General features: G+C 73.2%; 12 protein-coding genes. 3 read left to right on the plus strand and 9 right to left on the minus strand.

What is annotated here, in order from left to right; genetic code table 11:
* The first annotated feature begins 28 nt into the window (after positions 1–28).
* The gene (locus tag FHS38_RS13150; RefSeq protein WP_184733698.1) at positions 29–1,345 is read left to right on the plus strand and encodes a cation:proton antiporter; all 1,317 of its coding nucleotides are present in this window, start codon (positions 29–31) and stop codon (positions 1,343–1,345) included.
* A 41-nt stretch (positions 1,346–1,386) separates the two neighbouring features.
* Here the strand turns inward: FHS38_RS13150 and fxsT are convergent, their stop codons facing one another.
* The 6 genes from fxsT to FHS38_RS13180 form a co-directional block, all read right to left on the minus strand.
* Positions 1,387–5,751 (minus strand): FxSxx-COOH system tetratricopeptide repeat protein, encoded by a 4,365-nt coding sequence (gene fxsT / locus FHS38_RS13155; protein ID WP_184733699.1) that lies wholly within the window; start codon positions 5,749–5,751, stop codon positions 1,387–1,389.
* Entirely contained in the window at positions 5,751–6,851 is a 1,101-nt protein-coding gene (locus FHS38_RS13160; protein ID WP_184733700.1) for an AAA family ATPase, read from the minus strand. Before FHS38_RS13160 ends, fxsT begins: the two co-directional genes overlap by 1 nt.
* The gene (locus FHS38_RS13165; protein WP_184733701.1) at positions 6,848–8,317 is read right to left on the minus strand and encodes a VMAP-C domain-containing protein; all 1,470 of its coding nucleotides are present in this window, start codon (positions 8,315–8,317) and stop codon (positions 6,848–6,850) included. Before FHS38_RS13165 ends, FHS38_RS13160 begins: the two co-directional genes overlap by 4 nt.
* A gap of 267 nt (positions 8,318–8,584) precedes the next feature.
* Positions 8,585–9,448 carry an esterase/lipase family protein gene (locus FHS38_RS13170; RefSeq protein WP_184733702.1) on the minus strand — a complete coding sequence of 288 codons (864 nt, stop codon included), beginning with the start codon at positions 9,446–9,448 and terminating at the stop codon, positions 8,585–8,587.
* Between the two features lie 173 nt (positions 9,449–9,621).
* The gene (locus FHS38_RS13175; protein WP_308433523.1) at positions 9,622–10,596 is read right to left on the minus strand and encodes a DNA polymerase Y family protein; all 975 of its coding nucleotides are present in this window, start codon (positions 10,594–10,596) and stop codon (positions 9,622–9,624) included.
* A 167-nt stretch (positions 10,597–10,763) separates the two neighbouring features.
* Entirely contained in the window at positions 10,764–14,246 is a 3,483-nt protein-coding gene (locus tag FHS38_RS13180) for a DNA polymerase III subunit alpha (RefSeq protein ID WP_184733704.1), read from the minus strand.
* Between the two features lie 261 nt (positions 14,247–14,507).
* Here FHS38_RS13180 and FHS38_RS13185 point away from each other — a divergent pair, with 261 nt between their 5' ends.
* Positions 14,508–15,551, plus strand: a complete 1,044-nt coding sequence (locus FHS38_RS13185; RefSeq protein WP_184733705.1) for a DUF3533 domain-containing protein — start codon at positions 14,508–14,510, stop codon at positions 15,549–15,551.
* A 147-nt stretch (positions 15,552–15,698) separates the two neighbouring features.
* Positions 15,699–17,162 (plus strand): NAD(P)/FAD-dependent oxidoreductase, encoded by a 1,464-nt coding sequence (locus tag FHS38_RS13190; protein ID WP_184733706.1) that lies wholly within the window; start codon positions 15,699–15,701, stop codon positions 17,160–17,162.
* An 85-nt stretch (positions 17,163–17,247) separates the two neighbouring features.
* Here the strand turns inward: FHS38_RS13190 and FHS38_RS35300 are convergent, their stop codons facing one another.
* Genes FHS38_RS35300 through FHS38_RS13210 form a run of 3 tightly spaced genes read right to left on the minus strand, consistent with a single transcriptional unit; the run spans position 17,248 to position 22,060 of the window.
* Positions 17,248–19,269 (minus strand): dipeptide ABC transporter ATP-binding protein, encoded by a 2,022-nt coding sequence (locus tag FHS38_RS35300; protein ID WP_229822418.1) that lies wholly within the window; start codon positions 19,267–19,269, stop codon positions 17,248–17,250.
* A complete protein-coding gene (locus FHS38_RS13205) occupies positions 19,266–20,258 on the minus strand; it encodes an ABC transporter permease (protein WP_184733707.1) in 993 nt (330 codons plus the stop codon). The genes FHS38_RS35300 and FHS38_RS13205 overlap by 4 nt, the downstream gene beginning before the upstream one ends.
* Before the next feature lie 17 nt (positions 20,259–20,275).
* The gene (locus tag FHS38_RS13210) at positions 20,276–22,060 is read right to left on the minus strand and encodes an ABC transporter substrate-binding protein (RefSeq protein WP_184733708.1); all 1,785 of its coding nucleotides are present in this window, start codon (positions 22,058–22,060) and stop codon (positions 20,276–20,278) included.
* Between the last annotated feature and the right edge of the window lie 56 nt (positions 22,061–22,116).

Consider the following 22,116-nt stretch of genomic DNA (forward strand, 5'->3'; position numbering starts at 1 on the left):
CGTCCGTACCCGACTCCAGAGGTGTCTCATGAGCCCGGACGCGATGATCACGCACTTCGTCGGCGCAGCGGCCGTCGTCATCGTCGTCGCCCATGCTGCCGGGCGGTTGGCGCGGTGGATGCGCCAACCGGTGATCGTGGGGCAGCTGATCGCCGGCATCGCCCTGGGACCGACGCTGCTCGGCGCGGTCGCGCCCGCCGTGGCACGTCAGCTGTTCCCGCCCGGGATCGCGCCGATGCTCAATGCGCTCTCCCAGCTCGCACTGGTCGTCTTCCTGTTCGGGGTGGGGTACGAGCTCGATCTCTCGATCCTGAGGCAGCGCGCGCGGACCGTGGTGACGGTGTCGCTCGCGGCCTTCCTCGTGCCCATGGCCGCGGGCGTCGGAGCCGCGTTGCTCTTCCGCGAGGAACTGGCACGGCTGGGCGCTCCGGCCGGGATGCCGGTTTCCGCCGTGCTGTTCCTGGGGGTGGCGCTCTCGATCACCGCGGTACCGGTCCTGACGGCCATAGTGCGGGAGAACGGGCTGGCCGGGACGCTGCCCGGGGTGATCGCCATGTCCGCCGCCGGGCTGATCGACGTGATGGGCTGGGCGGTGCTCGTCGGCGCGCTCCTCGACGCCGGTGGTCACGGCGAGCCCCACTGGGGCGTGCGGCTGGGGCTCACGCTGCTCTTCACCGCGGCGATGCTGCTCGGGGCGCGACCATTGCTGCGTCGACTGTTGTGGCGTCGTCATCTGGATGCCTCGTACCGATTGGCGGTGCTGGTGGGTTTCGCTTGCGCCTCGGCCTGGGTCACCAGTGCCCTGGGGCTGCATGTGATCTTCGGTGCCCTGCTGGCCGGCGCGGTGGTTCCGCGTGAGGCGGGCGGCACCCTCGATGCCGAGTTGGTGCGGCCGCTCAACGATGTCTCGGGTCTGCTGCTGCCCTTCTTCTTCGTGATTTCGGGCAGCAATGTGTCGGTCGGTGGGCTGGACGGTGCGGGTCTGGTGGTCCTGGCGTTGGTGACGCTGCTCGGTGTGCTGGCCAAGGTGGGCAGCGGGCTGGGTGCCGCCCGGCTCTGCGGTGTGGGGCGCGACGATGCCCGGACCATCGGGGTGCTGCTCAGTGCGCGGGGTCTCACCGAGCTGATCGCGCTCAACGCGGGCCTGCAGGCAGGGCTGATCGCGGGACCGCTGTACTCCGTGTTCGTACTGATGGCCCTGGCCACCACGATCGCGACCCAGCCGCTGCTCGCCCTGGTGCGGTGGCTGGCCGACCGCAGCGGGCGGCGTTCGGGGGACGCGGGGTACGGCGACAGTCCGGAGCGGGCCGGACCGGTCACGGCACCCACGCCCGGCGCCGGCTGATCGGGACCGAGCGGCCGGCCCGCTCCGCTCTTCGGAGGCGGTTACATCGGCATCGGCGCGATGTCGCATTCGATGCGCCGGTGCGCGTTGGCCGCCTCCAGCCAGTAGTGCCCGGCGCGGACGCATCGCGACAGCGCGCCCACGGCCCTCGCGTGCATGTCGTCGGCTTCCTGATTGCGCCCCAGCGCCCGCAGGTCCAGTGCGAGATTGGCCCGGCAGCACTGGGTGACCGGATGGTCCGGCCCGCAGACCTCCTCCAGCACCACGAGTGCGGCGGAGTCCACCGCGTGGGCGGCGGCGAAGTCGAGGCGCGCGTAGTGGTTGTTGGCCACGCCGAGGTCACCGATGAGTGTGGTGACATGCCGGTCGCCCAGGGTGGCGCGCAGGCGTCGGCCCGCCTCGGCGTCCAGCTCCTCGGCCCGCGCGTGGCGCCCCCGGGCCCGCTCCGTCGCCGCGAGGTTGACCATGGCGGCGAGCGAGAAGGGGTGGTTCGCACCGAGCGTGGCGCGGTACCGGCGGGCTGTGTCCTCGCCGAGTTCCTGCGCGGAGTCCAGATCGCCGTGCAGCCGCCGGTCGACGGATACGTTCATCGCCGTGGCGAGGGTGTCCCGGAAATCCCGGCCGTACCGGTCGGTGAACCGCTTGAGCGTCTCCTCGCTCAACTCGGCGGCCTCCGCGAGCGATCCGTCACGGCGGCGGCACACGGCCAGATTGCGGGCCGCGCGCACGGTGGCGGCGTTGTCGACGCCGTTGACCGCGGTACTGACCCGGTAGGTCTCCTCCTGGAGCTTGCGGGCTGCCGGATAGTCGCCGCTCTCGCGGATGTCGATGGCCAGCCCGTTGAGCGTGTTGAGGGTGAGACCGCTGTTGGGGCCGTACAGCAGCTCCCACTGTCGCACCGTCTCCTCGTCCAGCTCCCTGGCCTTGGCGAACTCGCCGCAGAGCCGCAGCGACACGCCGTAGCTGTGCGCCGCCTGGAGCGCCCCCGGGTCCTCCGGACCGAACAGGTCCAGAGCCCGGCCGGTGGCCTCGACGTCGAGGTCGCGCGCCGCGTAGAAGTCGCCTCGGTAGCGCAGCGCTCCCGCCATCTGCCACATGGAGTCGATGAGCTCCTCCTCGGGCACCCCGGGGCGTCGGGAGATCTCCAGCGCCTGTTCGTTGAGCGCGTGCGCCTCCTCGCCGATCCCCAGCAGCCGCAGGAAGTAGGCGAGGAGTTTGCCCATCTGGAGGACCTGGGTGTCTTCCTCGCCCGACTGGCCGAGCCAGGCGTTCCACGCCTCGCGGGCGAGTGACGCGCCGGTCTCGTGCGCGCCCCAGTAGTAGAGGTAGAAGACGATGTCGTTGATGAGCTCGCGGACCCATGGATCGTCGCTGCGCACCGCCCCCGAGACGATGACGTGCGGCAGCAGCCGCTGATAGGCCACCCATTGGTCGGACGAGTGCGGGGCGCCCGGTTTGGCCGCCGCGAGCAGGACGTGCGCCGCGTGGCGCGTCCGGGCGGCTTCCTCCGCGGTCATGGACTCCAGCAGGACGGCCTGCATCAGCCGGTGCATCTGCAGGGTGCCTGTGCCGTGGTCGAGTTTGATGAGCGAGAGGCGGTTGAGGTCGCGGGTGGCACGGCCGATCAGCACGGGATTGCGCAGCACCGGGTCGAGTTCCGGGGTGATCTCGATCGCCCGGGAGGCGCGCAGCGCGGAGATCGGGATCGGCTCGGGCGACATGCAGGCGCAGATGTCGAGCAGTTGCCGGGAGGCCGGGTTGGACTCGGCGAGGCTTTCCAGGGAGATGTTCCAGGCCGCGGCCACCGAGACCGGATAGTCGGGTGAGGGATCGAGCTGGAGGATGCCCGGGGTGCGTTGTTCCAGGAGTTCGACGTACTCGGCCACGGGCATGCCGGTGGCGGCGATCCAGGCACCGGCCTGCTCCACGGCCAGCGGCAGGTCGCCGAGCGCGTCGGCCAGTCGGTCGGCGTCCTGGTCGGACATGCCGCGGGCCCGGCGCTGGAGCAGTGCCACGCTCTCCGCCCGGGTGAACACGTCCACGCTGAGCGGTGGGACGATCCGCTCCCACTCGCGATTGCGCGAGGTGATGAGGATCTTGCCGGGGCCGTCGGTGGGGAAGTAGCGGCGTGCGACGTCGATGTCCTCGGCGTTGTCGAACACCAGGAGCCAGTTGTCGTACGGCTTTCCGCTGCGCAGCGCCTCGCGGACCGCCGGGACCGTGGTGTTGGCCTGCGGACCGACGTCGAGTCCGAGGCGGCGGGCGAGCTCCGAGAGGGCTCCGAGAATCAGGCTCTCCTGCTCCGCGGGGATCCACCAGATGACGTTGTACTCGTGGCTGTGGCGGTAGATGTATTCGATGGCGAGCTGGGACTTGCCCACCCCGCCCATGCCGTGCAGCGCCTGCGGCAGTACGGCGGTGGTGCCGTCGCCGCGCAGTTGCTCCTCGATGCTGTCGAGGAGGCTCTCCCGGCCGGTGAAGTTGGGGTTCTTCTGGGGGACGTTTCCCATGACCGCGGGCCGGCCGGTGCGGATGACCCGGATCTCCGAAGTATCGCGCTCCATCTGTGGGTCAGCCTTCCGGTCCTCGGTGATCGGGGATGTCGGTTGCACAACGTCTCCTGGAATTTCAGGCGTGCCGGACGTATCCGGATCATTCGCTTCATTCATGCCCAAGGAAGATCCTTCGCTACCCCCCGCGGATACGCCCGGTGCGTCCCCGAGGGAGCCCAGCTCCCGTGCCGCGCGCCGGGCGAGCTCCCCCGCTCGACGGCTGTAGGGGCCGGACAGTGCGCGCAGCACCGCGAGCTCCACCCGGAGCCACGCCTGTCCCGCCTCGGAGACCTCCGGCAGGGCGACCGAGCCCGGGTCGCGCAGGATGGCCTTGAGCCGGCCGCCCCGCTCACGGCCGTCACGCAGTTCCGCGAAGTTGGTGACCACCCGGGCCAGTTGACTGCGGGTGCCGAGGGCGAGCAGTGCCTCGCGGACGCCGTTCGCGAAGTCGGGGCCGCCCCGGTCCGGGGCGCGCCAGTCGATCAGCCCGCCCATGAGGATCTCCGAGAGATGGGCGGGTGACGCCTGCGGCACCATGCGGTGCCGCAGCTGCTCGATCAGCTCGAACTCGAAGGGCAGGGCGGCGATATGGGTGGCCAGCCGCCGCGCCGTCGGGGTGGCCAGGGATTCGAACCGGCGTACGGCGCGAGCTGCCGCGGCGGGTGTGCCGGTGCGGGGAGCGCGCAGACCGGAGGCCGCGGCGGCCCTCGGTAATTCGTCGGGGAAGACCACGGGCAGTTGCCGGCTCAGCCCCGGCTCTCCGGTCACCAGTTCTGCCCAGAGCCCGAAGGCGGCCGGTTTCAGGCTCAGGACCGGAACGGGGAACGTTCCGCCGGGACCGCCCCGGGGCGGCATGGGGCGCGTCGGATCACCGCCGACGGACGGATCTCCGTACCCCATGGCCTGGTTGGACGTGCCGAAACCGCCCGACTCCAGTCGGCTGGGGCGGGGGCGGACGGAGGAGCGGTGCCAGAGGTAGGTGGGGAGCAGATGTACCAGTGCGGTGGGGCCGGCCGTGGACAACTGGTGCAGGAGTCGCTGCGCTCCGGGCCCCGCCCACTCCGCTCCGAGGCCGTCGGTCACCACCAGGAACACCCGGGTGCCCCGGCCGTCGATCAACTCGGCGGGGTCCGCCGTGCGATGTCCGGGCAGCCGCAGGCCGGCGCGGGCGGGTGCCAGTGCGAGGCGGGCGGTGCGCACGTCACGAAAGGCGCCGCTGCGCTCCGCCTCGACGGTGATGCGCTCCACCTCCCGGGCCCAGACCGGCATCGTGGGTCCGTCGTCGGCGAGTACCACCAGATCGAAGGCTCGCTCCGGTGTGGGCCGCAGATACGGCATCCACAGACCGTCGATGATGCCGTGCCGGGCGGTGCGTTCCTCGTCCAGCTCCGTCCGGTACCGGGAGGGGACGCGGCGGCCGAGCCGGTGGAGCGCCTTGGCGAGCAACGACTGGTTCCGCACGACGGGGGGCGGGATCGGATCGGGCCGTTCCGCGGGGCGGGTGGGACGCACCGGGATCGGCACCTCGTCCCCGTACGGCTTGGGCTCCGGTGCGGCCTGGGGCGCGTGGTCGAGGGGAGGCGGGGGAACCGGAGCCTTCGGTGCGGCGTCGGGCGGCGCGTCCGGCCTGCCGGGAACGTCGTCGTCGCGTTCGGTGCCGTGGGCCGTCGGGAGGGGAGGGTCGTGTGCCGAGGGGGCGGCCGGGGGGTGGCGCAGCCGGGCGGCGGTCAGCCAGACGGCGTCGGCGTACTCCCGCCAGTCCGGCTCCCCGACGCCGGTGCGGTCCGCGTCGGCCGGCTGTCCCTCTCGCGCGTCGCCGGGGACAGGGGATCGTTCTCTGGGGGTCCCGGTCATCAGCGGCCTTTCGCGAGGTCGCGAAGGAGTATCTCGACGAGCTTACGCCCCGCCTCGTCGTCGTGGAAACCGCCCGATGCGATCAACTGGACGGCGTTGAGGAGCTGGTCGACGGTCTGCGTACCACCGGCGGCCACGCTCTTCTCGAAGTGGTCCAGGAGCCCCTCGATCCCCTCCGGCCTGCGCCGCAGATGACTCACCACGATGGACACGAGTTGCTCGCGGCCGGGCGGACGGAGTTCCAGGGGCAGGCACCGGCGGCGGAAGGCGGCGGGGAACTCGCGCTCGCCGTTACTGGTGATGATCACGACGGGGAACTCGCGGCACTCCACCCGGCCACCGTGGACGACGGCCCTCCCGTTCGGGTCGTCGGTGACGACCGTCGCCTCCCGCTGGGGGCTGCGGACGAGTTCGGGGATGTCGTAGCAGCCGTTCTCCATCACGTGGAGCAGGTCGTTGGGCAGGTCGATGTCGCTCTTGTCCAGCTCGTCCACCAGCAGCACGCGGGGGCGCTCGTAGGCGAGCAGGGCCGTGCCGAGGGGGCCGAGGGTGACGTAGTCACCGATCTCGGGGGCCTCCTCGCGTTCCTCGCCCGCCCGCCACGCCGCGATCGCCTGCGCCCGGCCGATGGAGTCGTAGGCGTAGAGGCCGTCCTTGAGCGTGGTGCGGCTGACGACGGACCAGGGCAGGACGCGGCCGAGCCCCAGCTCCCGCGCCACCAGGTAGGCGAGGGTGGACTTGCCGACTCCGGGCGGCCCGCTGACCAGGATCGGCCGGCGCAGCAGCAGCGCGGCATTGACCAGGTCGACCTCTTCGTCCCGTAACTGGGGCCTGGCCTGGGCCGTGCCGAGGCGTCGCTCGGTGGCCCGGGGGTCGTCGCCGGGCGGCGGCTGGAGCGGCTCGCCGCCGAACTCGCGCCAGGGCGGCGGGGCGGGCAGGCGGACGGATGCCCCCACCGGGGCGTCGCCCGTCGCGTGGAAGACCCGCCAGCCGGACGGGGCGGATACCGGGGTGCCGTAGCCCGTCGTGCCCCGCCGGGCGTCCTCCTCGTGCGACCCCTGTGCCGTCTGCGGTTCTCCCGCCGCCCCCGTCTCCGTCATGCCGGGACCTCCTCTTCCTCGTGGTCGTGCAGGGCGTCCCGGTCGACGAGCCGGTACGGGTCGTCCCACAGAACCGCTATGTGTCTGCCCAACTGTCCCGCTCCGTCCGCGTCGGCGGCGGCGGCGATCCGCTCCCGGTACACCTGATACGGCAGCTGACGGACCGCGTGCGACAGCAGCTGGCGGACGGTGGCGCCGGTCTCCGCGGGCCAGGTCTCCCGGCGGTCCCAGATCGCGACGCCGATCCCCTCGTACACGGCTTCCCGCAGGGCGGGCAGCGCCTGGTCCTCGACGGCCGCACCCCGCAGTTCGACCACGGCGACCTTGTTGTCGGCGCGCAGCCCGGCCAGCCAGCCGCCCCGGCCGGAGTCCTCCTGCCGCCAGATCAGACGCTGCGCGACGTCCCCGCTGTGCGCGACCTTCCAGCGCTCGCGCCACAACCGCATCTGGCGTGAGCTCGCCTGGCGCATCCGCTCCAGGCTGCGCAGATGAACGCCGTACGCCAGTCCCAGGGGAAGCGGCGAGGCGCCGCCCTCCGACACGTCCAGGGCCGCCATGTCCAGGTTCAGCAGGTGGAAGGGGAGGACGAACTCCACGTACGCGGGGATCTCGTGATCCGAGTCCGGGGTCCGGGCCCACAGTGCGTCCCCCCGGGCGAGGGCCTGCCCGACCGCCCGGTGCAGCCGGTGCGGCGCGACGGTCACGCATTCGCCCTGCCGGGGCGCCCAGACACCGGCGACATCGTTGATCCAGTGCCGTACGTGCACTTCGCCGGTGCCGTCGTCGGCCGGTTCGAGCATGACCACCAGGCATTTGGGCACCGAGGGGTCCGCCTGGCTGTCCGCCATCTCGGCCCGGCGCGCGGCGAGGGCGGCGAGGGCGCCCTGGCGTCCCGCCCAGTCGTCACAGACGAGCCCCAGCCGCTGCGCCAGCCGCTCGTTCACCCGCGCGGCGCACTCCAGGAGGACCACGGCGGGTGGCACCCCGTCGGGCTGTGCCGCGTGGTCCAGGAGCTCGTCGAAGAGCACGGGGGCCGACCGGTCGGCGGACAGGTCCAGTCCCGTCCACCGGGCCGTGAGGTCCCGCAGCCGCCGGGTGTCCGCCTCACCGAACTTCCGCAGCAGTTCTCGCACCTGGGCCTCGGTGCGCTCGTCGAAGAGACCGGCCGGCAGGACGGGCGGGGAGAGCGTACGCAGTACGTCCTCGGCCGCGGCGTCGCCGCACAGCAGCCGCACGGCACTCGTGAGCGCCTCGCCCCCTCCGGGTTGCGCCAGTGCGTCACGGGCGATGCCGACGAGATCGAGTCGCATGTTCTTGCGAAGACACTCGACCGGCCTGGCCAGGCCGTCGCCGACGAGCTCGGCGAACCAGACCCGCTGGTCGGGATCGCCGGCGAATTCCAGCTCGGACAGCAGCGTGACCACATCGGTCAGGACCGCGTGGGCCGCTCGTGTTCTCTCGGGCACCTTCGACCATCCCCCACCCTGGCCTCACCCCGCTCCGGGCGGGGGAGCTCTCCCGTCAGTTCCCGCTGGACCACTGGTGCATGACGCCCAGTCAAACAGAGTCCGGCGATCACCGCTCCCGTTCGTCCGTTCCCAGGCACCCCTCGGGTGCCGGGGGACGGCGGTGAGGGCCGTGACCGAAGGTCACGGCCCTCGTCTGCTGCGAGGCCCTTACCCGCGCGAGCGTCCCCTCGCACTCGCGCCCTCCCGGCGTCCGGGTGATCGTGGTCAGCCGGCGCAGGTGGTCGGGGTGGCGTGGGCGGGGTCGAGGGCGTTGGTGATCTCGTGGAAGGCCAGGCGGTCGAGTACGCCGATCGCCACGTGCCCGGAGAGGTCGAGCGAGCAGCGGTCCTGGATGAGGACGTTGCGGACGTCGGGGCCGGAGAGATGACCCGACCGGTACGGCGTGACGATCTCGTCGTACTGCGTCGCGATCACCGTGTAGCGGACGCCGGGCACGGTGTCACCGCCCTCGTTGAGGCGACGCAGGAAGTCGGAGCCCGCCGCCTGGTCGGTCAGCCCGGGGGTGAGGCCGTGGATCGCGTCGCGGGCGCCGGGGACGAGGTCGAGGAGCTTGGTCAGGCCGAGCAGGGTCGTGCCGTGGTTGTCGGGGGCGATGCCGACGAGGGCGTTCACCTTGGCCGCGCCGCCGAGGAATTTGAGGTAGTGGCGCGGCATCATGCCGCCCTGGGAATGGCCGACCAGGTCGGCCTCGGGCGCGCCGGTGGCCGCCAGGACCTTGTCGACGAACGCGGAGAGCTGTTCGGCCGACTTCGCGACCGGACCGAGGCCGTGGAAGAAGGGAACTCCCGGCAGTTGTCCGTAGTCGAGGGAGAAGACGCAGTAGCCGCGGCTCACCAGGTGGGGGGCGAGGGCGACCCAGTTGTCGACGGAGTTGGCGAGGGTGCCGTGCACGAGGACGACGGGCCGGGGGTGGGCGGCGGTGGGCTTGCAGGAGTAGTCGTTCCACCCGCTGCTCACGGCCGGGGTGCGGGACGGGGCGGCGGCCGCGGCGCTCGGTGCCGCTACGGCGGCGAACGCCAGGGCGAGCGCGGGCAGAAGGGTGCGGAGGGGTCTCCAGGACAGCGTCATCCGAACACCTCGCGATGGGGTGATGAGCACACTGATGTCCACCCGGCGATCCGGGTGGCGGCAGGCCGGAAAGCGGGCTGAGAGCCCGTCACATTACTTCCGAGTAGGATGCGGGCCGGTCGGACACCGGTCAATACATGCGACACGAACGGCCCATCGGCCCCCGCGCTCGCTCACGCCACGTCCAGCGTCGCCGCGGGCCCCACCGCGGCCACCCCGAAGCGCGCCCGCGCCCGGTCGACGGCCGCCTCGATGCGGTACGCCTTGTCGTCCGCGAGGTCGAACGTCAGCTGGCGCGAGGCGAGTACGGCGTCGCCGAGCCCCTCCGCGCGCAGCGCCACGGCCCGCACCCGGGCGCGCTGCAGTCCGAGTGCGCCGTGCAGCGCGTATGCCGTGGCGGTCAGCGCGGGGGTGTGCGCGGTGGGTTCGGCGAAGGTCCTGGAGCGGGTGGTCGAGGAGCCGTCGGCGTAGCGGACGGTGAGCGTCAGCCCGCGGGCGACCTGCCGGCCCTCCCGCAGCCGGGCTCCCAGGCCGTCGGCGAGCGTGAGCAGCGCGCGGCGCCGGTGCTCCGCGTCCAGCTCGTCGTGGGTGAAGCGGTGCTCGGCGCCCATCGAGCGGGCCCGCTCGTCGGGGGTGACGGGGGTCGGGTCGATACCGCGCGCCCGTTCGTGGATCCGGCGCCCGGCGGCCGCGCCGAGGATCCGTTGCAGCGCGGACAGCGGCGCCTCGGCGATCCGGCCGATGCTGTCGAGGCCGTACGAGCACAGGGTGCGGGCGGTGGCGGGCCCCACCCCGTACAGCGCGGCGGCGGGTCTGCGCGCGAGGAACGCCCTCACCGCGTCCGGTTCGCCGGGAAGTCCGCGGACCGCTCCGGGCGCCCCGTCCTGCGCGACCATCCGCGCGAGCATCGGGTTGCCCGCGATCCCGACCGTACAGTCCACGGCGTGGTGGGCGAGCGTCCGGACCCGCAGGATGCCGGCGAGTTCGGCCGGGTCGTGCCCGAAGTAGCGCAGCGCGCCCCGGACGTCCATGAGCGCGGCGTCGGGGGGCAGCGCCTGGACGACGGGCGTCACCTCGGCGAGGAGGGCGAGCAGTCCGTCGTAGGTCTCCTCCTCCAGAGCGGTCCCGGCGGCGGGGTGGAAGTGCACGTACAGGACGGTGCCTCCGCCCCCGGACCCCCGGTCCTCGATCGCCGGACGGGCCGGCTTGTCGGCCCGGCCGACGTTTGGGGCCGCCGCGCGCGGCGCGCCCCCGGGGGCCGGGGGCCTGGCCCCGGTTTCGGGAAGGGGCGGGACCGGGGAAAGCCTTCGCGTGTTCATCCCGCACTCCCCTGGCTCGCGTGCCACAACTTGCGCCCCGTGGCCGCCCCTTCACCCGCCGGCCGCAGATCCGCCCACGGATGCATGGCGTACCCGGTGGACATCCGGATGCGCCGGTCCGGACCCGCGCCGGCGGGAACCGCGGGGTGCGCCAGCACCTCCGCCACCGCGCCCAGCCCGCCCTCCGCGCGCAGCGCGGTGAGCTCCGCCAGGTCCCACGCCGCCGCGCCCACCACGCTAAGGCTGCGCGGTCCGCGGCGCTGCACCACCCCGCGGACCAGCAGCAGCCAGGAGTGGAAGACCGTGTGCGCGCACGCGGCGTGGGAGTCGTCGAAGAAGGCGCAGTCGACCAGGCCCGTGCCGTCGTCGAGGGTGGTGAAGACGACCCGCTTCCCCGAGCGGATCGGCGGGGTCTGGACGGCGGACTTGGCGCCCGCGACCAGGACGGTCTCGCCGTGCCGCGCGTCGCGCAGCCGCTTCGCCGGCAGCGCGCCCAGCTCCGCCAGGAACGCCCGGTGGTCGGACATCAGATGACGCGAGGTGTCCATGCCGAGCACGCTCAGCTCCGCGCCGAGGCGCTCGGCGTCGTCGAGGTCGGGCAGACCGGCCGGCTCGGCCCGTGCGCTGTCGACCAGCGGCAGTTGAGCCGTGGCGCCGCGTTGCCGCCGGTGGAGCTCGGCGATGTGCAGGAGCAGGTCCCGGCGGTTGGAGCCGAAGGCGTCCAGCGCCCCGACCCGCGCGAGCCGTTCGGTGACGGGCCGGGAGGGGTGGGCGCGCAGCCACAGGTCCTGGAGCGAGGTGTAGGGGCGGCCGGCCGTGATCCGGTCCGTCTCGGCCTCGGTGATGCCGTGCACCTCGGAGAGCGCGAGCCGGATGCCGTACCCCTCCTTCTCGGACACCAGTTCGATCCGATAGGCCGCCGCCGACCGGTTCACGTCCAGCGGCAGGATCGGCACCCCGCGCCGCCGCGCGTCCGCCAGCAGCAGGCGTTTCGGGTACATCCCCGGGTCGTGCGTGAGCAGCCCGGCGTAGAAGGCCGCCGGGTGGTGCGCCTTCAGCCAGGCGGACTGGTAGGTGGGCACGGCGAAGGCGACGGCGTGCGCCTTGCAGAAGCCGTACGAACCGAAGGCCTCGACGATCTCCCAGGTGCGGTGGACGACGTCGGGCGAGTAGCCGCGTCCCGCCGCCTCGGCCGCGAACCAGGCGCGCACCCGGCCCAGCAGCTCGGGGTCGGACAGCGCGCGGCGCGTCTCGTCCGCGAGGTCCCGGCCGCAGCCGGTCATGATCCGCAGGATCTCGATGATCTGCTCGTGGAAGACGACCACGCCGTAGGTCTCGCCCAGCGCCTCCGCCAGGTCCGGGTGCGGGAAGCGGACGGGTGCCCGCCCGTGCCGGGCCTCGATGAAGGGCCGCACCATGTCGGCCGAGACCGGGCCGGGCCTGAAGAGCGAGATGTCGACCACGAGGTCGTGGAAGGTCGAGGGCTGGAGCCGCCCGATCAGATCCCGCTGGCCGGGTGATTCGATCTGGAAGCAGCCGAGCGTCTCGGTGGACCGGATCAGCTCGTAGGTCGCCCGGTCGCCCGGCCGCACCTGGGCGGGGTCGTCCAGGTCGACCCGGCGCCCGGTGGCCCGTTCGACCTCCCCCACCGCGTACGCCATCGCGGACTGCATCCGCACCCCCAGGACGTCGAGCTTGAGCAGCCCGAGGTCCTCCACGTCGTCCTTGTCGAACTGGGACATCGCGAACCCCTCGCCGCTGGTCGGCACGACGGGGGTACGGCCGCGCAGCGTCGCGTCCGACAGCAGTACGCCGCAGGGGTGCATGGCGATACCGCGCGGCAGCGCGTCCAGCGCCTCGACGAGGTCCCACAGCCTTTTGTCGGTGGGCCCGTACCGTCCGGCGGCGACGCCGCGCAGCTCGGGCAGTTCCGCCAGGGCGGACCGGGCGTCACGCGCCCGGATGTGCGGGAAGGCCTTGGCGAGCCGGTCCACCTCGGCGGGGTCCATGCCGAGGGCCGCGCCCACGTCCCGCACGGCGTGCCGCACCCGGTAGGTCTCGGGCATGGCGACGGTCGCGACCCGCTCCGCGCCGAACCGGTCGAAGATCGCGCGGTAGACGTCCAGGCGGCGCGCGGACTCGACGTCGATGTCGATGTCGGGCAGCGCGGCCCGTCGCCTCGACAGGAAGCGCTCCATCAGCAGTCCGTGCTCGACGGGGTCGGCGTGGGCGATGCCGAGCAGATGGTTGACGAGGGAGCCCGCGCCGGAGCCCCGGGCGGCGACCCGGATGCCGAGCGCGCGGGTGTCGTCGACGACCTGGGCGACGGTGAGGAAGTACGAGGCGAAGCCGCGCTGTTCGATGGTGCGCAGTTCGAGGTCCAGCCGGTCCCAGTAGCGGCGGTCGCGGTCGTGGCGGCGCAGCACCAGGCCCGCCGCGCAGCGGGACCGCAGCACGCGGTCGGCGGTGCGCGGCCCGGCTCCGACCAGATGGGGCTCGGGGAAGTGGACGGACCCCAGGCCCAGGTGGTCCTCGGGGTCGACGAGGCACGCGGCGGCGGTCTCCTCGGTCATGGCGAGCAGCCGGTGCGCGGTGTCGCGCCGGAAGCCGGCGGCCTCCGCGATCCGTCCGGCGAGGGCGGCCATGTCGCCGGGCCCCTTGAGCCAGCGCTCACCGCTGTCGAGCCCCTCGGGCCTGCGGAGGTCGATCGGCACCAGCCGCCGGGACGCGTCGAGGACGTCGGCGACGGGCCCCTGCCCGGGGTCGGCGTAGCGCACGGCGTTGCTGAGGACGGCCCGTACGCCCTGTTCGACGGCGAAGCCGGTGGTACGGGCAGCGAGCCGCAGGGAGCCGGGGCCGGTGCCGGTGCGGCCGTGGCAGACGACCTCCAGCCGCAGGGCGGCACCGAACAGTTCACGCCAGGGGGCGAGCAGTCGCGCGGCCCGGTCGGGGCGGCCGGCGGCGAGCGCGCGGCCGACCTCGGAGTCCGCGCCGAGCAGCACGGTGACCGGGGAGTCCCCGGTCGTGGCGGCCACCGTGCCGGAAAGACCCGAGAGACCTGAGAGACCCGAGAGATCGGCCCGGGTCAGTTCGGGCTGCTCGGTGCCGCCCGCGTGGGCGGCGGAGACCAGCCCGCACAGCGCCGCCCAGCCGGCCGCGCCGTCCCGGGCGAGGAAGACCGCGCGGGGCGCAGACTCGTCGACGAACGCCCCGCCGCGCACCGGGGTGCGCCGCCGGACGGTCGGGCTCGGCTCGGGCTCGGGTTCCCGTACGGCCAGGTCCACGCCGAACAGCGGCCGTACCCCGGCCTTCGCGCTCGCCTTGGCGAACCGGACCGCCCCGGCGAGGCTGTCGCGGTCGGTGAGGGCGATCGCGTCCATGCCGCGCTCGGCGGCCCGCTCGGCCAGCCGTCCCGGGTGTGAGGCCCCGTACCGCATCGAGAACCCCGACGCGGTGTGCAGGTGCGTGAACCCTGCCATCGCACCTCCTGCGCTTGTGCACCCCCTGACCGACCCGGACCGCCCTCCCGTATCCACCATAAACCACGACTCGAACGTTCGTACGAATGAATTCGGCCGCCCGGGCCTGAGCCACCCCCGGCCTGGCCCCGGCCTGCCCCCAGCCCGCTCGAACGGCCCACGCCACCTGCGGCGATCCATCGAGCCCCGCACCATATGAGGACAAAAGGATCACACCGGCGAACGAACCGGAGAACGAACCGGCGCGGCGAGGAGCGACGCATGGCCAGCTACATGACCGGCGGCACCCACCCCTCCTTCCTCCAGGAGGTACGGAACGCCGTGACCGGGCGTGCCGCGCTGCTGGTGGTCGGGGTGCTGGTGCTCCAGCTCGCGTTCATCACCTCCTACATCGGCGCCTTCCACAGCCCGAAGCCCACCGACGTCCCGCTCGGCGTCGTCGCCCCGCAGCAGATCAGCGGGCAGCTGACGGAGAAGCTCGGCAAACTGCCGGGCGACCCCCTCGACCCGCGCGCCGTCGGCGACCGGGCGGAGGCCGAGCGGCAGATCCACGACCGCGACACCGACGCGGCGCTGATCGTCGACCCGCGCGGCAACACCGACACCCTGCTCGTCGCCAGTGGCGCCGGCGCCTCGCTCTCCCAGGCCGTCGAGACGGTCGTCACCCGCGCCGAGCGGGCCGAGAAGCGCGAGGTGAAGGTCGTCGACATCGCCCCCGCCGCCAAGGGCGACGCCCGGGGGCTGTCCTCGTTCTACCTGGTGGTGGGCTGGTGCGTGGGCGGATATCTGTGCGCCGCGATCCTCGCCATCAGCGGCGGCGCGCGCCCCGCCAACCCCCGGCGGGCCTTCGTCCGGCTGGCCGCGCTCGCCCTCTATTCGATCGCCTCGGGTCTGGGCGGCGCCGTCATCGCGGGCCCCGTCCTGGGTGCGCTGCCCGGCAGCATCCTCGGCCTGTGGGGCCTGGGCGCGCTGCTGGTCTTCGCAGTCGGCGCCATCACACTGGCCCTCCAGGGGCTGGCGGGCGTCCTCGGCATCGGCCTCGCCATCGCGATCGTCGTGGTGATGGGCAATCCGAGCGCGGGCGGCGCCTACCCCTACCCACTGCTGCCGGGCTTCTGGCGGGCCGTCGGCCCCGCCCTCCCCCCGGGCGCCGGCACCTGGTCCGCCCGCTCCATCGCCTACTTCGGGGGCAACGCGCTGACCGGCCCGCTGCTGGTGCTGTCCGCGTGGGCGGTGGCGGGCACCGTGATTACTTTCGTGTGCGCCGCCTTCCGGCGGAAGACGCACGGCATGACGCCCTCTTGAGGCTCCGGGCCCGGCGCTTGGAAGCACGCGCGCGCCGACAGATGCTCTGGTGAGCGGTGGTGTCGGCCAAGCCGCGAGGCCACCCTGGTGAGGTGGGCTCGGGCTGCGGAGGCGCGCCGACGCCTCCGGCGGAAGGGGGAGGCGGCTGTGGCGTTCGGAACGGGCGAGGACAGGGGCGGAGCCCGGAGGCCACACCGCTGGGACCGCGCCGTGGTGATCGGCGGCGGATACGCGGGACTGCTCGCCGCCCGGGTGCTCTCGGAGACCTTCGCCCGGGTCACCATCCTCGAACGCGACCGGCTGCGCCCCGGCGGCGGCCCGCGCGACGGGGTGCCGCAGGCCCATCACCCGCACGGCATGCTCGCCCACGGCGGCCAGCTTCTGGAGGCCCTCTTTCCCGGTCTGCGCGGTGAGCTCGCCGCCCTCGAGGCCCCCGTCTTCGACTTCGGCGCGTCCTACCGCACCCTGCTGCCCACCGGCTGGGCACCGCGCACCCCGCTGGGCATACCGCTGCAGTCCTTCAGCCGGCCCACGCTGGAGGACCGGCTGCGCAGCCGCGTGAGCGCCCTGCCCGGGGTGCACACCCTCGACGGCTTCCACGCCGACGGCCTGGTCATCGACCGCACCACCAACCAGGCACGCGGGGTCACCGGCCGCCGGCTCTCCCAGCGGCCCACCGCCGGCAGCCTCACCATCGAGGCCGATCTGATCGTGGACGCCACCGGGCACGCCTCCCGGCTGCCCCGCTGGCTGGAGAAGGCCGACTTCCCCCGCCCCGAGCAGCTCGTCGTCGACACCCGGCTCACCTACACCTCACGGCTGTACCGGATCCCCGAGACCGGGCAGCGGCACGACTGGCTCGCCTCCGTCGAAGCCCCGCACGCCCCCGACGTGCCGCGCGGCGGCGGCATCCTCACCGTCGACGGCGGGCGCTGGATCGTCTGCCTCATCGCGGCGGCCGGCGACCTGCCCCCCACGGACGAGGCGGGGTTCAAGGAGTTCGCGGCCACGCTGCGCAATCCCGACGTCGCCGCGTGCGTGGCCAAGGGCACACCGCTCTCCCGCGCCCACCGCTACACCCACCCCGGCAACCGCTGGACGCTCTTCCACAAGGTGACCCCCTGGCCGGACGGGCTGATCGCGCTCGGCGACTCGGTGTGCACCTTCAACCCCGTCTACGGGCAGGGGATGACCGTCGCCGCCGCCGAGGCCACGCTGCTGCGCAGCATGGTCCGGCAGTGCGCCACGGCCGGTGACCCGGCCGGGCTCGCCCAGCGGTTCCAGCGGCGCTGCGCCCGGATCGTCCGCGCGCCGTGGATGCTGACCACCGGCGTCGACCCGGCCGGCCGTGCCTGCCGGCCGTCGATGGTCCACCGGATCGCCCGCTGGTACGTGCTCAACCTCCTCGCCGTCCTTCCCGACGACCCCGCGGTCTACCGCCGGTTCGCCCGCGTCCAGCACATGCTCGGCAGCCCGGCGGGCCTGGTCCACCCCGCGGTGCTGCTGCGTCTGCTCCGCGCCGCCCCGCGCAAGGACGCGCTGCGGCTGTTGCCCGGGGCGGCGCTCGGTCCCCTGCCGGGGCCGCTGCCCGGGCCGTTGCCCGGGGAATGAAGCCACGGGCGGCGGCGCGGAGCACCGTCCCGCGCCACCGCCCGTCCCCTCCACGAGCGGCGGCGCGGAGTTTTCACCCCGGAGGTCACATCGTCGCGGCGAGCAGCTCCCGCGTATAGACGGCCTTCGGTTCGTCGAAGACCTCGTCGCGCGGGCCGCTCTCCACGACGACCCCGGCCCGCATGACGGCGACGCGGTCGCAGAAGTGCCGTACGACGGCGAGGTCGTGCGACACGAAGAGCAGGGAGAGCCCGAGCTCGTCGCGGAGGTCCATGAGCAGGTTGAGCACCTGGGCCTGCACGGACACGTCGAGGGCGGAGACCGGCTCGTCCGCGATGATCAGCCGGGGGCGGGGGGCGAGCGCGCGGGCGATGCCGATGCGCTGGCGCTGGCCGCCGGAGAACTCGTGCGGGTAGCGGGTCAGATGGGCGGGGTCCAGCCCGACCTGTTCGAGGAGTTCGGCGGCACGGGCGCGGCGGGCGGCCGCGTCCAGGTCGGTGTGGATCCGTAGCCCGGTGGTGACGATCTCCTCGACGGTGCGGCGCGGGTTGAGCGAGGCGTAGGGGTCCTGGAAGACCAGCTGCACATCGCGGCTCAGCTCGCGGCGGAGCCGGGCGTCGACGGCGGCGCGCGCGATGTCCCGCCCGTCGAAGCGGACGCCTCCGGCGGTGGGCCGCTGCAACCCCGCGAAGACGCGGGCGGTGGTGGACTTCCCCGACCCCGACTCCCCGACGAGCCCGAGGGTCTCCCCCGGCTCGATCCGCAAACCGACCCCCCGCACGGCCCGCACGGGCTCCCCCCGCCGCCCCCACGGCCCCCGCCGCCGCCCACCGAACTCGACGTGCAGATCGACGACTTCGGCGAGTGGCCCCTCGGCCGCGCCGGAACCCATCACGATGCCGTCCGCCGCGACGGCGCCCGGCGACGCGGACCGACGCGCCGTCGCGGCGGAAAGGATCTCCCCGGCCGATGACGCACCCAGCTCTTCCGCCGCGGCAGTCGTGTCCGCCGCGACGTCGCCCGGCCCGGGCGGTGCTGACCGGCGGTGCCCAGCAAGACCAGCCCCCAGTCCGGGACCGCCGGAAACCGCCGCCGGGCGACTCGCCGTCGCGGCGGAAAGAAACGCCCCGGCCCGTGCCGCGTCCTCCGGGGCAGCCCCCGCCGCGGCGTCGCCCGGCCCCGGCGACGCGGACCGGCGGTGCCCAGCAAGGCCAGCCCCCAGTCCGGCACCGCCGGAAACCGCCGCCGGGCGACTCGCCGTCGCGGCGGAAAGAAACGCCCCGGCCCGTGCCGCAGGCACAGTTGGCAAGCGCGTGCCCGGTGTCGACGTCAAGGTGGGGGCGGCGCCGATCAGGGCGCGGGTGTACGGGTGTTCGGCGGTCGTCAGGAGTCGGCCGGTCGGGCCCTCCTCGATCAGGTGGCCGCCGCGCATGACCAGCATCCGGTCGCACGTCTCGGCGACGACGCCCACGTCGTGCGTGATGAGCAGCACCGCCGTGCCGCTCTCCTGGCGCAACTCCGCGAGGAGGGAGAGCACCTGCCGCTGCACCCGCGCGTCGAGCGCGGTCGTCGGCTCGTCCGCGATCAGTACGTCCGGCGCGTTGACCAGCGCCATGCCGATCATGACGCGCTGCCGCATCCCGCCCGAGAACTGGTGCGGATAGTCCCGGGCCCGGGCGGCCGGGATCCCGACCCGGTCCAGCATGTCCGCCGCCCGGGTGCGGGCCGCGGCCCGGCCGACGCCGGAGTGGATCCGGTACGCCTCGGCCAGTTGCTCCCCCACGGAGTGGAAGGGCGACAGCGAGGCCAGCGCGTCCTGGAAGACCATGGCGATCCGCGCACCGCGCAGACCGCGCAGGCGGGCGTCGGGGGCGCCGACGACCTCGACGCCCCCGACGGTGACGCTGCCCCCGACACTCGTCCGGGCGGCGTCGTGCAGCCCCATCGCCGCGAGCCCCACCGTCGACTTGCCCGAGCCGGACTCCCCCACCAGGCCGAGGACTTCACCGCGGGCGAGGTCGAAGGAGAGGCCGTCGACGGCGGTCACCGCACCGTCCGAGCCGGAGAAGGAGACGGTCAGGTCGCGTACGCGAAGAACCGGTGTCATGCCAGCCTCACCCTCGGGTCGAGCCACGCCACCACCAGGTCGGCGACGGCCACGAACACCACCACGAAGAAGGCGGCGAGCAGCACCGTGCCCACCACCGTCGGCAGGTCGTTCTGGACGACGGCGTCGACGGCGAGCTTGCCGACCCCGCCGAGTCCGAAGACGGTCTCGGTGATGAACGCCCCGCCGAACAGCGCACCCGCCTCCAGGCCGAGCAGCTGCACCAGTGGGGCGGCGGCGCCGCGCGCCGTGTATTTCAGATGGGCCCGCAGGACGCCGAGGCCCTTGCCGCGCGCGGTGCGCACGTACCCCTCGTGCATCGTCTCCAGCATCTGCGCGCGGGCGAGGCGGGCGAAGACGGCGGCGTTGACGAAGCCGAGGACGAGCCACGGCAGCAGCAGGCCCGCCGCCCACGCGCCCGGCCCGTCGCCGAGAGGGCTGTAGCCGGGGAGCGGGAAGAGGTCGCTCGCGTAGACGAGCAGATACTGCAGGGCGTAGCCGAGGAAGTAGATCTGCACGCTCGCGCCGACGAGGGTGAAGCCCGACAGCAGCCGGTCGGTGAGGGTGCCGCGGCGGAGGGCGGCGAGGAAGCCCACGCCGACGCCGAGCACCCCGATCACCACGAGCGCGCCGGCGGCGAGTGACAGCGTCACGGGGAACCGGTCGCCGATGGCGTCGAGTACGGGCTGGTGAAGGGTGTAGGAGTAGCCGAGGCAGGGGGCGGCGCAGTCGATGGAGCTGCCGTCGACGTCGGCGATGGTGCGCCCGGCGACGAGGCCGCGCAGATAGTCGGTGTACTGGGTGACGAGGGGCTGGTCGAGTCCCATGCTGTGGCGGACGGCCTCGACCTGTGCGGTGTCGCACTTGGGGCCGCAGGCGATGAGCGCCGGGTCGGAGGGTGCGGCGTAGAAGAGCCCGAAGGCGGCGGCGGTGATCGCGAGGAGCACCGCCGCGGCCTGCAGGGCCCGCCGGAAGACGTAGCCGGTCATGCTTCTCAGGACTCTTCTCAGGACTTCTTGAGGTACAGCGAGGCGGCGGCGATGGACCCGTAGATGGGGTGGATGGCGGCGCCGCCGATGTTCGCGCCGCGGAACTGGGAGACGCTGGTGTAGAGGAAGGGCACGACCGGGACGTCCTTCATCACGGTGCGCTCCAGGGCGATGAGGGCGTCGGCCTTCTGCTGGGCGTCACCGATCCCCGCGATGCGCTCCAGCTCCTTGTCGACCTCGGGGTTGGCGTAGCGGATGGAGTTGGCGAGGGCGTCGAGCTTGCTGTGGAAGCTGTCGGGCAGCAGGGTGGCCGGGGTGGGCCAGTCGACGGAGTTGGTGGACAGCCACATGTCGTAGGGGGCGGGGCCGCGGAAGACCTCGTTGTGGAAGGTCGCCTTCTCCAGCGGCTTGACGACCAGCTTGACGCCCGCCTTGGCGAAGGCGTCGACGAGGACCTGGGCGAGGCGGTCCTTCTCGGGGGCGTCGCTCTCGTAGGCGTAGGTCAAGGTGGTGACCTTGGTCTTGGCCCGGGCGAGGTGCTCCTTGGCCTTCTCGATGTCGCCGGTGGGCTTGACGGGGTAGAGGTCGTACTTCTTCCAGCCGACGACGGCGGGTGAGGAGAGGGTGGTGGCGAAGTCGCCCAGGCGCGGGCCGCCGAGGACCTGGCGGGCCTGCTCGCGCGGGAAGAGGTAGTGGATGGCCTTGCGGACCTCGGGGTCGGTGACCCGGCTGTTCTTGATGTAGAGGTCGTTGGTGTAGGCGCCCCGGCTGCCCGCGACGATCAGTTCCTTCTTCTTCGGGTCGCGCGCGGCCTCGGCGTACAGCTCCGGCGGCACCTCGTCCTTGGTGGTGACGGTGTCGGGGCCGGAGCCGCGGGCGTTGAAGACCTCCTGCGCGGTGTTGAGGGTCTTCTTGCCGAAGGTGAACTCGAAGCGTTCGGGGTACTGGTGGCGGATCGGGTCGGTCTCCGCCTTCCAGTGCGGATTGCGCTCCAGGGTCAGGCTCTGGTTCTGCTTGTGTTCGACGATCTTGTACGGTCCGGTGGCGAACGGCCGTACGTCGTAGCCGGTGCCGGTGTCCTTGTCCTCGCGCACGGGCGAGGAGGAGGACTGGGCCGCCATGTACGGCACGTCGGACTGCGGCTTCGGGAAGCGGAAGACGATGGTCTTGTCGTCGGGGGTCTCGATCGCCTTGAGGTCACCGTCCTTCGGACCGCCGTACTTCTTGACCGCGGCGCTGCGGTCCTCGGAGTCGGTGAGCCACTCCGGCCAGTAGGTGGGGCCGAGTTCGAAGCCGGGCGCGAAGGTGCGCTCGATGCCGTACTTGATGTGCGCGGAGGTGATCGGCTTCCCGTCCTCCCAGGCGACGCCGTCCTTGAGCCGGTAGGTCCAGGTGCGGCCGCCGTCGGAGGACTTCCCCGTGTCGGTGGCCAGGTCGCCGACCAGCTTGGGCCTGCCGTCCACGACCTGGTACTGGGTCAGCTGGCGGCCCCACAGCAGCGAGGTGCTGTAGCCCTCGCCCGCGTAGACCTTCTGCGGGTCGAGGTGGGAGTAGTCGTTGAGGTTGGCGACCTTGACGGTGCCGCCGGACCGTGCGCCGGACACCGCGGGCGCCGGGCCCCGGCTGTCCGCGGCGGTGCCGAGCGCGACGGTCAGCCGCTGACCGCTCTTGGCAGCCGTGGCGCCGCCGCCCTTGGCCCCCTCCGCGCCCTTGCCCGCGCCCGCCGAGCAGGAGCACATCAGCAGGGCGGCGGCGGTGGCGAGCGCCGGGACGACTGTGATGCGCGGACGGATGCGGGCCATGGTGAACTCCGTTGATCGGGAAGGGGAAGGGGAAGGGGAAGCGGCGCGCCCCGTGA

It is taken from the genome of Streptomyces netropsis, assembly GCF_014203545.1.
Lineage (GTDB): Bacteria > Actinomycetota > Actinomycetes > Streptomycetales > Streptomycetaceae > Streptomyces > Streptomyces netropsis.